This is a genomic window from Elusimicrobiales bacterium (assembly GCA_041651175.1).
Taxonomy (GTDB): Bacteria; Elusimicrobiota; Elusimicrobia; order Elusimicrobiales; family Elusimicrobiaceae; genus JAQTYB01.
On record JBAZJT010000019.1, the window covers coordinates 1 to 15,916 of the forward strand.

The following is a 15,916-nucleotide window of genomic DNA, read 5'->3' on the forward strand; positions in this document are numbered from 1 at the left end:
TGACAGAACCGCTTTTGTTGCGTTTCTTCCTGACAAACATAACTATATTTTATCAACGGGACACCCAAATTCCAATACCCCTCCGACGAGGACGGGCTGATTTTAGAGAGGATTGGCGAAGTCAGGATGCTTTTGCTTTCAGTCGCTAATATCAACGTAAGTCTGCCGGTTCCGGCGCCCAGTTCCGCAATATTTTTGCCGCGCCAATCCGCGATTTTGCGCAACGCGCGCGGAATATTTTGCTTATAATCCTCCCGCGAGACAAGCGCCTCGTATTTCAACGGATGGGTTTTATAAATCTCCGCGTGCGATGGCATCAGAGCTTGCGGGAGTATTCGCCGTTGCGGCAGGTTACGGCGGATTTGGTTTCCAGCTCAAACAGCGCAGCCGCGGCGCGCGGAACCGTCCAGCCCGTTTTTTCAACCACCGCGTCCAGCGTGAGCGACTGCGCGCCTATGCATTCCAGCGCGGCGGCCTCGTCGCGCGAAAGCGGAACTGCGGGGGCCTTCGGCGCAAGCGCGGCGTTGCTCTGCTCCGGCATTTTTATGCCGAAGCGGCAGTGGAGCGGCAGCGCGTCTATGATGTCGGCGGCGTTGCGCAGCACCCCCGCGCCGTCTTTTATAAGCAGATTGGGGCCTTCGCTCATGGGATTGTCTATCAGCCCCGGCACGGCGAAGACTTCGCGCCCCTGCTCCAGCGCCAGTTTGGCCGTTATCAGCGCGCCGGAGGTAACCGCACCTTCTATGACGGCCACCGCGCGAGAAAGCCCGGATATTATGCGGTTGCGCCGGGGAAAGTGATGCGGTTTGGGGCCCGTGTCAAAATTGTATTCGCTTATTATCGCGCCGCCGCCTTTGACTATCTCGCGCGCCAGGTCGGCGTTTTCCGCCGGGTAGCAGCGCCCGATGCCGGTGCCGATTACGGCCCATGTCGCGCCTTTGGCCTCCAGCGCGGCGGCGTGGGCGACGCTGTCTATGCCGCGCGCCAGCCCGCTGGCTATCACAAGCCCGCACTCGCTCATGTCGCGCGCCAGCCGCGCCGCCACCCGCCTGCCGTAAGCGGTGGGCTTGCGCGTTCCCACTATCGCAGCCGCCGCGCGCGGGAAATCGGCATTGCCCAGGATATAGAGCGCAAGCGGCGGGTCGATTATCTCGGCGAGCTGGGCGGGATAGTCCTCTTCTCCGAGAAAAACAATTTTCCCCCCCGCTTTAGCGGTTTTGTCCAGCTCCGCCTGCGGGTTGACGGCGGCGGAGTCCTTGAGAAACTGCTCCGCGGTTCCCGCCGACATTCCGCCCTGCGCCGACAGCGCCGCGGGCGAAAGCTTCAGCGCCTGCGCCGCGCCGCCGCAAAGCCGCTCAAGCCGCAGGAACCAGTCCGTCCTCAGCCAGCAGTAGCCGGCGGCGCGCAGCCGCGCCAGCCTGTCTTCGGCGGCGAGAGTCATCTGAGCATTGTCAGGCTGGTGCGCGCCAGGGCGGCTTTGGCGGCGTCGGGGAAAGATTCGGAAAGCCTGGAATAGTCGGCAAGGGCGCGTCCTCTGTCGCCCATGGCCTGGTAAAGCGAGGCGCGGTAATAAAGCGCATCGGCGGCGTATTTGCCGGCGCCGTGCAAATCAATCAGTTGAGAGAACGCCTTCACGGCCTTTTCCCGGTTGTCCGCGTAATAATTGCATATGCCGACGCCGTATTCCACCTCCTCGCTGTGCTGGGAGTTGACGTTTTTCGCGGCCCAGTTCAACAGCGAATCGGAATCATACCGGTCCCACAGGTATACCCCGCCGCCGGCAAGCAGCGCCAGCGCCAGGAGGAATTTCACAGCCCGCCCTCAGCTTTACTGATAATATCGCCCTTGACCACAGCGCCGGTCGCGGAGACTATTTCAGCGGTAACCTCGTCGCCTTTGACGGAAACGGCTTTTGCTATAGCTATGCGTGTTACCGCTCCGGTGCGCCCGTCCTCGCCCTTAAAATCCGCGGCGGGATGGTAGACGGTAATAAAATCCCCTGGTTTGACCCCGCCGGAACTCAGCCTCATGGCGATGATGTCCCCGGCGGAGGCCATCTCGTCCAACTCGTCCTGAAGGTCGGTCGTTGTAACCACGCCGTCTCCGCTCCAGCCCTCCGGCACGGATTTGGTGTCCCCGGCGGAGACGCTTAGCGCCAACGTGAAAGGGGTTTCGTCCGGCAGCGCGGTGTCGGGCATTTCGTGCCATTGCGCGGGTTTGACGGCCGGGATTTCGGCGGGGGCCGTTTTCGGCTGGCGGAGCGGGGAGCCTATATCCTCAAGCTGCGGGGCCGCAGCGCGCCTCTCCGGCGGAGGCGGGGCGGACGGAGTTTCCGCGCGCGGAGGCGCGGTTTTTACTGAAATCATGGAGGCGGAAGTCGGGATGACCCGCGGCGCGGCGGGCGGAACGGTGGTTTGCGCCTGCTGCGCGGGAGCCGTTGCCTGCGCGGTGGTTGTGGACAGCGCAACCTGCGCCGCGGCGGTTGACATGGCCGCTTCCGGCGCGGTATTGGCGGGCGCCGTTGAAACAGCCATGCCCGCCGCAGTCGCGGAGGAGGCGGACGTTTCGGCGGACGCGGGCCGGGAAGGGCCTTTGTCCGCTGTTATGGCGGCCTGAACGGAGGATGTGGAGGGAGAAACCGCCGGTTTGTCCGCGTTTTGCGCGCTGGCGCAGGCGGCGAAAAGCACAGCGAAAATTAGAGTGTTCATAGCGGCTTTATTATACATATTATCCTTCCTTTTTTTATTACGGAATGGCACAGGCTGCCGCCGAAGTAGTAGGCGATTTCGCGGTAGTCTTTGGCGTCAAACAGCGCGATGTCGGCCTGCCTGCCCGCGGCTATGACTCCGGCCCTGCCGCCAAGCCCCATCGCCCAGGCGCCGTTGACCGTGGCGGCGCAGAGGGCCTCTTCCGGCGAGAGCTTCATTTTAAGACAGGCAAGCGACACCGCAAACTGCATGTTCCAGCATGGGCTTGTGCCGGGGTTGAAATCCGTCGCCAGCGCGACGGGCAGGCCGCGCGCAATCATATCGCGGGCGGGCGGGTATTTGCCCATTCCCAGGAAGTGGTTTGACGCCGGCAGCAGCACAGCCATGACGCCGGCTTTTTTCAGGGCGGCAATCTCCCCCGCGCCGCAATAATCCAGATGGTCGGCGGAGATTGCGCCGCAGCGCGCCGCAGCGCGCGCGCCGCCGTAACGCCCCAACTGCTCGGCATGGACTTTGGGCGCCAGCCCCAGCGCGCGCGCCGCGCGCATCAGCCGCAGTGTCTGGGCAGGGGAAAAGAAGCCTTTTTCGCAGAAAATGTCGCAGAAAACCGCCAGCTTGCGCCGCGCTGCGGCGGGCAGTATTTCACGGATGATATAATCGCAGTATTTGTCCGCCCCGGAAAATTCCGGCGGCACGGAATGCGCGGCCAGCAGCGTCGGCGCTACGTCAACAGGGGAAAGTTCCGCCGCCCTGCGTATGGCCAGCAGGCTTTTAATCTCCGCGTCCAGTGAAAGGCCGTAGCCGCTTTTTGCCTCCAGCGAGGTGGTGCCGCAGGAAAGAAACCTGTCAAAGCGCGCTGCCGTCATCTCCGCCAGTTCCCGGAGGGAGGCCTTGCGCACCGCCGCCGCGCTTGAGGCTATGCCGCCTCCGGCGGCTTTTATTTCCGCGTAACCCGCGCCTTTGAGGCGCAGCCGGAAATCCGCCAGCCGGGGCGCGGCGAATACCGGATGGGTGTGGCTGTCGCAGAAGCCGGGCAGGGCGACGCGGCCTTGCGCGTCCAGAACGCGGGCGCGCCGGGCAAGCGGATGGCGCGCGGCCTCCTTCATGGCCCCGGCGAAAACCGTTTTGCCGGCTGAAATTATGACGCCGGCGCCGCGCACAAGTCCGGTGTCCGACATGGCCGCGCCCGCGCGCGGCGCATCCGGCCCGGCAAAGGTAAGCAATTGCCCGATATTGGCTATGAGAAGCGGCTTCTCCATGCAGGAATTATAACAATAAAAATGTTGCATAATTTAGCGATGCAGATTTTGCTTTCGCTTGCGCTGCTGTGCGGGGGCGTTCATGCGCAGGGCGCGCTTTCCCCTCTGGAACTTGAAATCGGGCAGATGATAATGCCCGCCGCCGACGTTTCCAGGATTGACCGCTTCAAGGACGCCATAGAGCGCGGCGAGATAGGCGGTATTCTGCTGCAATGGGGAAAATTTGATTCCGAAATAACAGCCGAAGCCGCGTCCAGGCTGCAATCCTGGGCGGCAAAAAGCCCGCTTGGCCGCCCGCTGCTGGTCGCCGTGGATTACGAGGGCGGGCCGGTTTTCTCGCCCGAAACGCTGGGCCTGCCGGATTTGCCGACCAATATGATGATGGGCGCCTCCGGCTCGGAGCGGGACTGCGCGTTCCTGTTCTATCTCGCAGGGCAGGAGCTTAAAAAGGCGGGAATCAACATGAATTTCGCGCCGGTGCTGGATATAAACACCGAGCCGGAAAATCCCATCATAGGCGTGCGCGCTTTCGGCGACAATCCGGCTGATGCGGCCCGGCTGGGCGCGGCCGTTATCGGCGGGCTTAACGCGGCGGGCGTGGCGCCGGTGGCCAAGCATTTTCCGGGGCACGGGGCCGCCTTTGCCGATTCGCACAAGCGGCTGCCGGTAATATACCTTTCCTCCGCCGCGCTGGCGGAGCATATCCTGCCGTTTGAGCGGGCTGCCTCCTCCTCGGGCGCGGCGGGGATAATGACGGCGCATGCGCTCTATCCCGCGCTGGACGGCGCGAATATAGCCACATTTTCCACCGCTGTCGTGCAGGGGATGCTGCGCGGCGAAACCGGCTACAGGGGGCTTGTGGTCTCCGACAGCCTGGACATGAAGGCCGCCTCCCCTGCGCTGGCGGATGTGCCGCGGGCAGCGGCGCGCGCCGCCGCGGCGGGCGTGAACCTGCTGCTTACCGGCGGCGGGGATTATGCCGGCGCGCGGAGCGCCATTATGCGCGGCGTGGAAGACGGCGCCGTCCCCCGTTCCGCCGTCGCCGAAAGCTGCCGGCTGGTGGGCGAGGTGAAGGCGAAATACGCCGCCTCGCCGCCGGAACCGGCGATGGCTACGGACGTGTCATCCAGCTATCTTGACGTGTCGCGCAAAATCGCGCGGGAGGCGGTTACCGTGGTGCGCAGCTCAAGCGGCATGGTCCCTTTCGTTCCGGCGGCGGCGCGAATTCCGGTATGCGCGGTGTTTTTCGTGCCGGCGCGGTTTTCGGACAATATGATTCCCTTTTCAGGCGCGGTAATGGGCAGGGGCTGGACCATTCAGCAGTATAATTCCCGCGTTTCGCCGGGCCGTGTTGACGAGGCCCGCGCCCTGGAATGCGCCGCCTGGGCGGATATCACGGTTATAGGCAGTTTCCAGTGGGCCGGCAGCCCGGTCAGAAAGCAGGTCGGGCTTGTCAGAAAACTTTTGCGGAAGGCGCGCAATCCGGTGCTTGTCTCGCTTATGAACCCTTATGATATAAACATGTACCCGGAAGCAAAAAACGTCATCGCCATTTACGGAACCACGAAATTTTCAGCCGCCGCGCTGGGCGAGATTTTGACCGGGCAAATCCCCCCCCAAGGCCGCCTGCCGGTGAAATTGAAGCCATGGCAATCCTCCGGCAAGCCGCATGCGGAGTGATCCCGCCGAGACTGCAATTTCCGGGTAAAAAAACCGCCGCCGCGATAATCGAGGCAGTGCGTTCAGTTCGTTTCAGGATAGTGGAGAAGTTTACCGCAGGAACTCCTCATAGGACATAATATATACCCTCTGAACGGTCCCATCTGTTTCTTGCAATTTTTTTGCAGCAGAATGGAGTAGAAGTGTTTTTCCGCACCTATAACGGTGTCCCTCATTGAACGAAACACACAAACGCTCTGGAACAAGGCGGGAACAACTCCCGGAACCTTTTCTGTTCCCTTTTCGTGTGTTTCATGGTTTGATTCCGTTTGCGTTGTCGTTTGCCAATACACCACGGTTTTTCAAAAAATGGGTGATGTCGTATGCTTATCATCCCCGATTGTTCGGCAATTTTTGTTTCGATTGCCGGGTAGTTATGGTCCGCGCCGTGCCATCAGGGTTTTATCCTCTTCGTGTGTCCATATTGCGGCGGCTGCTGCGGCGGAGGCTGCGACAGTTGTATGCAGCACGTCACTGTATCCCCTTGCTGCTCCGAGTCCCCCTACTGCGATGGCTGTGGCTAATCCTCCCAGCAGCGCTTTTCCAACGGGGCTTTTTGCGGCTTTGGCCGCTTTTGAAGCGAGGTTGCGCACAGCCGCCCCCGCCCTTGAGAAAATGGATGGCTTGCCGCCCGATTCATTGGATGCAGAATTGGCGGACGCCTGCTGCGTTTTCATAGCAGGCACTTCCATCGCCAGCTTTTTGCTGCCGGTGCGGGAGCGGGCTATATCGGCCGCGCTGGGCCGTTTGGCCGATTTTGAGCGCGAGGAGGAGCCTCCCCCTATGTAAACGCCGCCGCTTCCGCCGCCTGAGCGCGACGAGAACCTGGAACTGCCAGCCGATTCCCTGAATTTAAGGCCGCTGCCCGCCTTGTCGCTTTCCAGCCCGGCGAACGCGCTGCCGCAGACCATTATGATTGCCGCAAAACATGCCATCAGGTTATTCATCCCTCACTGCCTCCTTATCCCGTCATCCGATTTTTTTCTTCTCACGCCGTAGTCTAAGGGGTTTTTCATTTTTTCAGGGGCCAAAGGACCTATAGCCTGAATGTTTCAGTTGGATTGCGGGCGCTACGGCGTTACCCATTTTTGTGATGTGCTGGCGGACGACAACGAAAACGGAATCAAACCACGAAACACACGAAATACACGAAAAGGGAACAGAAAAGTTTCCGGTAGTTGTTCCCGTCGTGTTCCAGAGCCTTTTCGTGTGTTTCGTGTTATGCCGTTGATTGACAAGGGAAAAGTTGTTCTTTTCTATTTTCGTGTGTTTCGTTCAATGAGGACGCCGTTATTTTTGGCATTTGCCTCTTTATTCGCGCGGTTGTTTCCGGAAATCGGGACAGCAAAATACGGCATTGTGAAAGAAATGGGTGATGTCACACCCGATTACGCGGCACTATCTAACAGCAACTCTGGCGGCGTTTTTGCGATTGCAAGCGCGGATAGCGGGATAATCCGCAGCTTGTCGGAACTCAGTGACTTGGCAAGCGTTGCGTCGCATGGATAGATAATAGCCCGGATTCCCTGCTTTGCGGCGGGGATTTCTTTGGCAAACGCTTCAATGCCTTTGGCATGCGCAGGCGATGGCGTAGCTGAAAATTTGCATTCAATCGCGTGAAATTTGCCTTTCCACTCCACGATAAAATCCACCTCGTCATTGGCGGCGGTGCGCCAGTAATACGCAGCCGGTTTCTCGCCGGAGTTGGCAAACAGGCGGAACAGCTCGCCCGCGACCAGATTTTCAAACAAATAGCCGGATTGCGGACCGTCCGGCAGTTGCTTGCTATCCGAAAACCCGAGCAGGTTAGATAATGTCCCCGTATCGGCGAAATAAATCTTGGGCGCATGGATAAGCCGCTTTTTGAATTTCAGATAAAACGGCGGCAGCACTATGGTTTGATAGCTGGCATTTAAAACGGAAAGCCAATTTTTTACCGAATTTACGGAGATGCCCGTCTCCGTGGAAACGGCAGACATATTCAGCAGGCCTCCGGCCTGGCTGGCCAAAACGCGGACAAACTGGCTGAAAGTATTTAAGTCGCCCACTTTGAGTATCTGGCGGACATCCCGCTCAATATAAGTGGACATATACGCATTCTGCCATGCGCGAAATTCCAGTTCCTTGCGACGATGCAACTCCGGATAGCTGCCGCACAGCATCCAATTGGCGGCTGTTGCCTGATTTTTTACGGCAGGAATGCGATGTTTCGGATTCTCGGAGAGGGCAAGCGGGTAAAGCTCCAGTATCCGCGCCCGTCCGGCTAACGATTGCGAAACGCCCTGCATCAAAAGAAAATTCTGCGAGCCTGTGAGGACAAACTGCCCCATCTTGTCGCGGTCCGCGTCAACCAGTTCTTTAATATAGCTCAAAAGCTCCGGCGCGTACTGGATTTCATCCATTACCACCGGCGGCTTGTTCCGTTCAAGAAAGCCGCGCGGGTCCTGCAAGGCAAATGCCCGGATATCGGGCGTTTCAAGGGAAATATATTTGTGAGAGCCGGACAGAACCGCTTTTACAAGCGACGTTTTGCCGGATTGACGCGGCCCGGTAACAATAACTGCGGGGAATTGTTTGAGCGCGGCTTTTAACGCGGGCTCCAGATTTCTGTGAAAGTAATCAGCCATGTCTAAATGTTAGACAATTTGCAAAGTAAATGCAAATTATCTAACTATCGTGATGGGCGAGATTTTGACCGGGCAAATCCCCCCCCAAGGCCGCCTGCCGGTGAAGTTGAAGCCGTGGCAATCCTCCGGCAAGCCGCATGCGGAGTGATCCCGCCGAGACTGCAATTTCCGGGTAAAAAAACCGCCGCCGCGATAATCGCGGCGGCGCGTTCAATTTGTTTCAGGACAGCGGAGCGGTTATCGACAGTTCATGCCGACGCAATAGGTTCCGATGCAATAGCCTCCGACGCCCGGCCTTGTTATCCACGAACAGCCGCGGTGTGACATGCATGAGCTTTGGCCAAGCCCCGAGCAGGAAATATACTGGCCCCTGGTCTGTGCCGGGGAACCGTCGGTCTCCCAGTTGAATGATGCCGTTGTAACTCCCGAGGCCTTTTTGAGGGCTTTTTCCAGATTTGCCGCCCTTGCGCGGACAAATTTCATTTTCGAGGCCGCTGCCGCCGCATTGCACTCCATGCGGGATGTGGAGTTGGCGCAGGCTGCGTCCATGGCGTCAAAAGCCTCCGAGCGGTGAGCCAGCCAGCCGCCCTGTTCCTGCTCAAGCGTGTTCCGCCCCTGCGGGTCCAGCGTGTCCATTAGCTTGCTGTAAGTTTCCTCTATGTGTTTGTCCCAGTTGCCTTCGGCTTCCATGGCGCACTCGGTCATTGCCGGTTTGTCGGCTTGCGCCCTGCCCGCGCAGATTTTGTATGCCTCGTCTATGACGGACGACAGAGGGGGAGCTGCCTTCGCACCCGATGCCAGCAGCAGACATGCCGCAGCCGCAAGAATTGTTCCGTTCATTTTTTTGCGCTCCTTGATTTTTGCATGGGCCGCTGTGCCGGTTTCTGGCCCTGTAGCGATAGTTTACCACGTAGCGTTTCACCAACGCATGGGCCGAAAGGCCTAGCGCCGGCTGCGGGGTTGCGGGGCCGTCCGCTCAGAACAGCGCCAGGTCAGTCAGGATTGCGGTGTACGACTGGGGGTGTTTCGTCTTCTGCGTGGCAAGTGTGGCGCACTGCATGCCAAGCCCCTCAAAAGCACGGGTGAAGGTGTGGAAGAAATCTTTCTCCAGTTTTATGAAATCCGTGGACGGCATGGGGCCCACAAGCAGCGCGCCCCTTAGCTTGCTGTTGTCGCAAGTGTCGGCCATTTCTATGGGGGTGGTGTAGGCGTTGGGGTTGCTGTAGGATTTCATGAACGCCGTTTCAAACCAGCCGTCTATGCCAAGCTCCTGAGCGCGCTCGTAGAGGCGCATAAGCGTGTAGCGCGCCAGATTCTCCTCGCCCTCGGGGTAGTAAACCCCCCAGCGGCCCCATTCGTTGGAGTTCGGCGGCGAAAATTTCTCGGCCTGTTCTATCTCTTCCGCGGTGGGGATTTCAAGCTGCGCGCCAAGCGGCAGGGCCAGAAGCTCCGTCATGCGCTGCGGTTCGTTGGGAAATTCGGAACCCATGGCGCCTTTGAGCTTGTGCAGCCTGGACATATTGACCTGTCCGGTTTCCAGCGGAGACTCGCCGCTGAAAAGAACATTGTCCTGTATGTTCGGAAATGAAAGGTCCGACTTGTCCAGCATTCTCAGCAGCGTGTCTTTGGCGGTCTGCGGGTCCGGACAGGCGATGGAGCCTTCGTAGCCCGAAGGCAGATGGGTGTTCCACATCGCTTCAAAATCCCCAAGCGCCCGCCTGCCGAACACAGACGAGGCCACCATCTGCTTGCGGTTGCCGGGAAAGCTGCCCAGGGTCTGAGCAAGCAAATCCCTGTTGGAGGAGGTCATCACCATAAGGTTTATATCATCAACCACTATGGCGGACAGGGCGGAGAGCTGCGCGTCCAGTTCCTGCCAGGTTCCCTGGTCCACCGCGCGCCGTATGCCTTTTGACAGGCGCATGCCCGTGGTATACATGACAGTCCCGGGCCCCAGCGATTTCTCCATCCCGTAATACACCGCGTTAAGAAGATGCGTTTTGCCGCTGCCCGGCGCGCCGCTGATGAAATACGGGTTGAAAAAAGACCCCGGATTGTCCGTTATCGCGGAAGCCTTGGCGTGCACCGCGCGGTTGTGGGAGCCGGTCAGAACCGTGTCCATGGTCCATAACGGGTTCAGCGGGGCGCAGATGTCCCACTGGAAATTGGCCCGCCTGATGTGCTGCAGGGTTGCGGCATGCCTGGCCGGACGCATGGAGGGCGGAGTGTCCGCCGGGGAGGACGGGACGGACGGTATTTCCTCAAGCGGAGGCTGCGTCCTTCCCTCCGTGGCGGCGGGGGGCGGAGTGCGGGGCGGTGTTGGCGGAGCGGACGGCGGCTGAGCCGGCTGCGCGGGTTGCGGGGCCGGGAGCGGCGCTTCCTGAACGGGCTGCTGCGCAATCGGTTGCATTGCGGCGGCATCAGGCTCCTGCGGAGCAACGGCCTGGATAATGGGTTCCGGCATGGCGGGCTGCGTCTGGGTTTCCGGGGGCGTTACCGTGTCGCCCGGATGGGGAAAAGTGTCTGTTTGCGGCGAGGTCTGCTGGAACGGCGATGGCGCTGTCTCATCCGGCTGCGGGGCGGGGGTTGCGGGAAAAGGCTCCGGCTGCGCGGCGGGCGTGGCCTGCGGCATGAAAGCGGGCAGAGGCTGCGCCGCCTCATAGCCTGCGGGCGCGGCTTCCGGCGCGGGCTGGGGCGCAACCGGCTCCTGCTGAATTCTCAAATCCTGGAACATGGGCGCATCCTGCGCCGGCGTTTCCGGCGGCAGTTCCGGCTGTGGCGCGGGGAACGGCGTTGCGCCAGTGTTTTGCGCAGGCTGGGGGGCGGACTGGCCCGGGACCGCAACTTCCTGCTCCGCGCGGTTCTTGTCCAGTTGCAGAAGCTGATCCTCCAGTCCGCGGAAAAAGGCACTGCCGTCGCCGTCGGGCATATAGGGGGCGGGCGCGTCCGCGGTTCCGAAGTCCGCGTTTTGCGCTAATTCCGGCGGGGGCGCGCTCTGCGCCGCGGACTCCGGCTGGGGCAGCCCTCCCGCCGGATTGGTTTTCTCGTTTTGCAGGTTGAGGAGGCTTTGCGTCAGCTTGTTGAAAAAATCCATGTCGTGCTTGGGCACGGGGCGGCTGGAGGGGTTGGTCTGTTCCGCAAGCCGGCATATTCCGGGCATGGCGGAGCGGACCGCGTCGCGCATGGCGGGGGTTACATGCGCCAGAAAAACCGCATACGTGTACGGCGAGCCGGCCCTGTGAGAGCTTTCCGCGAGTTTTGAAAATTTGTTCATCACCAGCCGCAAATCCTTTATGTCTCCGTCCATGAAAAGCGCGTGGCGGTCCATATCGGTTTCGGAGGGGTATTTTGAAAGCAGCCATTTGGTAATCATGTGTCAGCGTTTCTCCACTTTGTAGTAATCCGGGTAATTGTGCAGGGCGAACACGCCGGTCAGCGCGTCCGGGCCGAAGGCGCCCTCCCGGCGCGCGACGAAAGCGTCAGTAGTGAAAAGCAGCATGTACGGCGCGTCCTGGGCGTAGATGCGGTCCAATTTTTCCAGCGCGATTGCGCCGCCGAATGCGCCGTCCAGATATTTGTCGGCCTGCGGGTTGCGGTAATGCTGCGCGTAAGGAACGGCGCCTTCCGAGTGCAGCATCGTAAACGCCAGGCCGTAAAAACCGGGGGTGTCCGATTCCGCCTTCAGGGCGAATATCGGGAAGCGGCTTTCCGGCAGCCGGTTCAGCAGTTCCGGCAGAGGCATGGTTTTTACGCGCAGCCTGAAATTGGGGTTTAGCTTTTTAAGCCCGCAAGCCAGCAGTTCCATTGCGGCGCGCGATTCATAATCCCCGTCCCCGCAGACCGCCTCTATGTAAAACCCGTTTTTCCACAGCCGTCCGCCGTGCGCTTTTTTGAGATGCCGGGCCGCCTTCTCCGGGTTTAAGGAATAGGGCGGGGATTCCGGCCCGCCGGGCCGGCGCAGCGGGGTAGCAGGGCGGATTGCCCCGCCTCCCGACATGTCCAGCAGCTTGCCGTAATCCAGGGCGAAGGCAAATCCCTTGCGCGCGTTCTCGTCCGCGAAAAAATCCGGCGGCACGCCTTTGCCGTCCAGCAGCCCGCTTCCCGCCATCGGGTTGGAGGCCACCGCGATGGCGAAATTGAATGCCGCGAATTTGACGGAGCGGTTCGGCAGCCCTTCGGTTATCGTTACGGTTTTCATCCCGCGTAAATGAGGCAGGCTGGCGCGGGAGAAATCCGCGAAATCGGCGTCGCCGGCTTCCAGCATGGCCTGGCGGGTATTCTCGGAAGGCTCGGTCAGAAAAACAAGGCGGTTTGCCCGGGCGGGCGCGCGCCAGTAGTTTCCGTTTCTGGCCAGCACGGCGCGTCCCGTTGCGCTGGTGAAATTCTCCAGCCTGAACGGGCCGGTGCCGTTGGCTTCGGTTTCCGCGCCGGACGGGGCGGAGGCGTGCTTCTGCCATGTATCCGGCGCGCCGTCCCAGCCGCCATGCGCCGCAGTCCATGACTTTGACATCACAAAAGGCCATGAGGCCGCAATTTCCAGAAACCGGGAATACGGTTTTTTAAGGGTTATGACCACACTGGAGCCGTCCGCGCGGACGGCCTTGGCGAAATCCTCGTACTTGACCCGGAAGCCGCCGTCCGGCCCGCGTATGGAGCCGACACCCAGCAGCGGCCTCAGAAAAAGCGCGGCGGGGCGGCCCGGAGCGTCCATCATCATCAGCCGGACAAGGGAGTATCGCACATCCTCCGCCGTCAGCGGGGTTCCGTCGTGGAATTTGACGTCCTTGCGTATGGGGAATGTGTAAACCAGCCCGTCCGGAGAGACCAGGCCGTTTTCCCGCGACGGCGTTTCCGAACTGATTGCTGGTTTGAAATCGGAGTAGGTGTCCCCGAAAAACAGAAGCGGCTCGTAGATATTGAAAGCCACCGCCAGGCTGTAGTGGTCGCAAACCGCGGCGGGGTCCAGCGTGGAGGGCTTGTCCGGCAGGACAGTCACAAAAGCCCCCCCCGCCCAGGCCGGGGCGCAGAATGAAGCAAGCAGAAAAGCGATTTTCGCGGTCATGGCTGTTCGTTCCCGAACTGGTCGTAGGTTATGGAGCGGCGCTCGTATTGTCCCGCCGCCTCCGTTCCGCCGAAAACGCTGACGCCGAAGGACATGTTGCCGTTGAAAAGCGGCAGCACCTGATGCGCGTATGTGTTGTTCCCTCCGGAGTATCTGGCGCGCCATGCCAGCACGCCTCTGCCGTCATATTTCCACAGGGCGGCGTAATAGTGCCCGTCTTCCCTGACATTGCAGGCGGCGTAGACATTTCCGCTGTAATCAACCGCCATGGTTACGGGGATGTTGTTCAATGTGTCGCTGTAGCCGGCCCGCCATGTCATGTAGCCCTGCGCGTCGTAGCGCAGCAACTCAAAGGCGCGCAGCCCGTTGACCCTGTTTTCGGCCAGTATGAAGGCGCCGTCGTCTGCGGCCATCAGATAGACGGGTTTTGCGTCGTAGCCGGGGTCGTAATCCGCCTCCCATACCAGATAGCCGTTCACATCCGAGTTGGCAAGATGGACATATGAGTTGTGATTGTTATACCGGGCGCTGATGGAATAGACGGTGCCGATGCCGCTTGCGGATGAAATAAGCGCGTTTACCTGCGCCGGAGCGGGCGCGGCAAACACGGCCGCCGTCAGAAAAGCGAGCGGAAAGCGCATACCGCTATTGTACTACATTATGCAATTGTTTCCAGAGAGCGGTGCGGGGTTGCGGGCGAAGTCCTTTTTAACGCGGCTGCGAATTTGTAGAATTCCGGCGGTTCTTCAAGGAGGCAGTTATGCGGACAGCGGTCAGACAGGCCCGTGCGGAAAACAAATTTCAGCAGGCGAACGCAATCGCGCGGTGGCTGGACAAGCCGCCGTCGTCGTTTACCAAGCGCGACCTGCTCAGGTTCATCGCGGCGCACGGCATTCAGGTGGTCAACTTCCGCTATGTGGGCGGCGATGGCAGGCTCAAGACGCTGGATTTCGCCGGTGCGGACGCCGCAAATCTGGACCGGCTGTTTTCCTCCGGCGAGAGGGTGGACGGCTCCAGCCTGTTCAGCCATATAGACGCGTCATCGTCGGACTTATACGTCGTTCCCAGGTTTTCCACTGCCTATGTGAACCCGTTTGCCCCGCTTCCGACGGTGGATATACTCTGCGCCTATTTCACCAGCGAGGGGGCGCGGCTGCCCAGCTCGCCGGAAAATATACTTTTCAAGGCGCAGGCCGCGCTTAAAAAGGCCTCCGGAATGACGCTGGAGGCGATGGGCGAGCTTGAGTATTATGTCATCGCGCCGCGCCAGGAGAATTATCCGGTTACGGCGCAGCGCGGCTATCACGAGGGAATGCCCTTTTCCAAGTGGGAGCAGCTGCGCGTTGAGGCCATGCACGCCATGGCGCAGGCCGGCTGCAGCATCAAATACGCCCACGCCGAGGTGGGCCATATCCGCACCGACGAGTTGGAAATGTCCCAGCACGAGATAGAATTCCTGCCCGTTGCCGCCGGGGACGCGGCGGACCAGCTTGCCATCGCCAAATCCATGCTGCTGATGGCGGGGTTCCGGCACGGGGTGAAGGTTACATTCGCGCCGAAAATATCCGCAGGCCACGCCGGCAGCGGGCTGCACATACATTCGCGTCTGGTCAAAGACGGGCGCAACATGATGCTGGAGGGCGGCCAGCTTTCCGACACCGCGAAAAAACTTATAGCCGGATACCTGGCGCTGGCGCCTTCGCTGACTGCCTTCGGAAACACGGTGCCGACGTCGTATCTGCGGCTGGTGCCGCATCAGGAGGCGCCCACCAATATCTGCTGGGGCGACAGGAACCGTTCTGTGCTGGTCCGCGTTCCGCTGGGCTGGCATAACGTCGGCGACATGGTCTCGCAGGTAAATCCGCAGGACGGCGCGGTAAAGCCCGCGGGCGGCTCCGGCCAGACGGTGGAATTCCGCTGCGCGGACGGCTCGGCCAACATTCACCTGCTTATAGCCGGCCTTGCCGCCGCCGCGCGGCGCGGGCTGGAAATGCCGGACGCGCTGGAAACCGCGAAAAAACTTTATGTTGATGTGAATGTGTTCCGGGATAAAAACATACAGAAACGGCTGCCTCAACTGCCGGCGTCATGTTTTGAATCGGCCCGCAAGCTGGAAGAGGACAGGGCCGCCTACGAGGCGGACGGCGTCTTCTCGCCCGTGGTGATAGACGGCATGGTCAGCCGCCTGAGAAATTACAACGATGCGGATTTGAGCCACAGGCTGTTCGGCAAGGAAGAGGAAATCGCCAAACTGGTCAACGATTACCTGTACTGCTGACAGCAGGAGGATTCGCTGCGCAGTCCGCGGTGCCGCGCAGCCGTTTTCCAGAAAACGCGGCAAATCCCGCGCGCGGACGGGGCCGTAAACTGCGGAAAATCCCGTATAGAATTTAAACTGAAAGTTTCAGTTGGCCGCGGGATTCGGCGAAAAATCGCTTCATACTGCCTTCACAAAATTATCCTTTCGCGCAGTGAGGCGCGCGCGGATAATTTTGTTCGGCATTATTTTGCGCTTTTTCGCCTCGGTCCTCGCGCTAACTG

At 60.3% G+C, this 15,916-nt stretch carries 13 protein-coding genes; 2 read left to right on the plus strand and 11 right to left on the minus strand.

Annotated elements, in window-relative coordinates; genetic code table 11:
- The 5 genes from WC421_09710 to hutI all read right to left on the minus strand — a co-directional run.
- Positions 1-281 (minus strand): hypothetical protein (locus WC421_09710; GenBank protein ID MFA5162510.1); only part of this gene is annotated, 281 nt, incomplete at its 3' end.
- 35 nt (positions 282-316) lie between these two features.
- Positions 317-1,441 carry a DNA-processing protein DprA gene (dprA, locus tag WC421_09715; protein MFA5162511.1) on the minus strand — a complete coding sequence of 375 codons (1,125 nt, stop codon included), beginning with the start codon at positions 1,439-1,441 and terminating at the stop codon, positions 317-319.
- Positions 1,438-1,812: a tetratricopeptide repeat protein gene (locus tag WC421_09720; protein MFA5162512.1), complete on the minus strand. Its 375-nt coding sequence runs from the start codon at positions 1,810-1,812 to the stop codon at positions 1,438-1,440. The genes dprA and WC421_09720 overlap by 4 nt, the downstream gene beginning before the upstream one ends.
- Entirely contained in the window at positions 1,809-2,708 is a 900-nt protein-coding gene (locus WC421_09725) for a hypothetical protein (protein ID MFA5162513.1), read from the minus strand. Before WC421_09725 ends, WC421_09720 begins: the two co-directional genes overlap by 4 nt.
- Positions 2,705-3,967, minus strand: a complete 1,263-nt coding sequence (hutI, locus tag WC421_09730) for an imidazolonepropionase (GenBank protein MFA5162514.1) — start codon at positions 3,965-3,967, stop codon at positions 2,705-2,707. The genes WC421_09725 and hutI overlap by 4 nt, the downstream gene beginning before the upstream one ends.
- A 39-nt stretch (positions 3,968-4,006) precedes the next feature.
- Here hutI and WC421_09735 point away from each other — a divergent pair, with 39 nt between their 5' ends.
- Positions 4,007-5,647 carry a glycoside hydrolase family 3 N-terminal domain-containing protein gene (locus WC421_09735; protein ID MFA5162515.1) on the plus strand — a complete coding sequence of 547 codons (1,641 nt, stop codon included), beginning with the start codon at positions 4,007-4,009 and terminating at the stop codon, positions 5,645-5,647.
- A 413-nt stretch (positions 5,648-6,060) separates the two neighbouring features.
- On the opposite strand, the gene WC421_09740 is transcribed toward WC421_09735, so the two are convergent.
- The 6 genes from WC421_09740 to WC421_09765 form a co-directional block, all read right to left on the minus strand.
- Complete coding sequence (locus tag WC421_09740; GenBank protein MFA5162516.1) at positions 6,061-6,633, minus strand: hypothetical protein; 573 nt, start codon at positions 6,631-6,633, stop codon at positions 6,061-6,063.
- Between the two features lie 441 nt (positions 6,634-7,074).
- Positions 7,075-8,313, minus strand: coding sequence for an ATP-binding protein (locus tag WC421_09745; protein MFA5162517.1), 1,239 nt, complete (start codon positions 8,311-8,313; stop codon positions 7,075-7,077).
- Between the two features lie 237 nt (positions 8,314-8,550).
- Positions 8,551-9,153: a lysozyme inhibitor LprI family protein gene (locus WC421_09750; protein MFA5162518.1), complete on the minus strand. Its 603-nt coding sequence runs from the start codon at positions 9,151-9,153 to the stop codon at positions 8,551-8,553.
- A gap of 136 nt (positions 9,154-9,289) precedes the next feature.
- Positions 9,290-11,686 (minus strand): DnaA/Hda family protein, encoded by a 2,397-nt coding sequence (locus WC421_09755; protein ID MFA5162519.1) that lies wholly within the window; start codon positions 11,684-11,686, stop codon positions 9,290-9,292.
- A gap of 3 nt (positions 11,687-11,689) precedes the next feature.
- Positions 11,690-13,375 (minus strand): ABC transporter substrate-binding protein, encoded by a 1,686-nt coding sequence (locus WC421_09760; GenBank protein ID MFA5162520.1) that lies wholly within the window; start codon positions 13,373-13,375, stop codon positions 11,690-11,692.
- A complete protein-coding gene (locus WC421_09765) occupies positions 13,372-14,016 on the minus strand; it encodes a hypothetical protein (protein MFA5162521.1) in 645 nt (214 codons plus the stop codon). The genes WC421_09760 and WC421_09765 overlap by 4 nt, the downstream gene beginning before the upstream one ends.
- A gap of 119 nt (positions 14,017-14,135) precedes the next feature.
- On the opposite strand from WC421_09765, the gene WC421_09770 reads away from it, so the two are divergent.
- Complete coding sequence (locus WC421_09770) at positions 14,136-15,653, plus strand: glutamine synthetase family protein (GenBank protein ID MFA5162522.1); 1,518 nt, start codon at positions 14,136-14,138, stop codon at positions 15,651-15,653.
- Positions 15,654-15,916 lie beyond the last annotated feature (263 nt).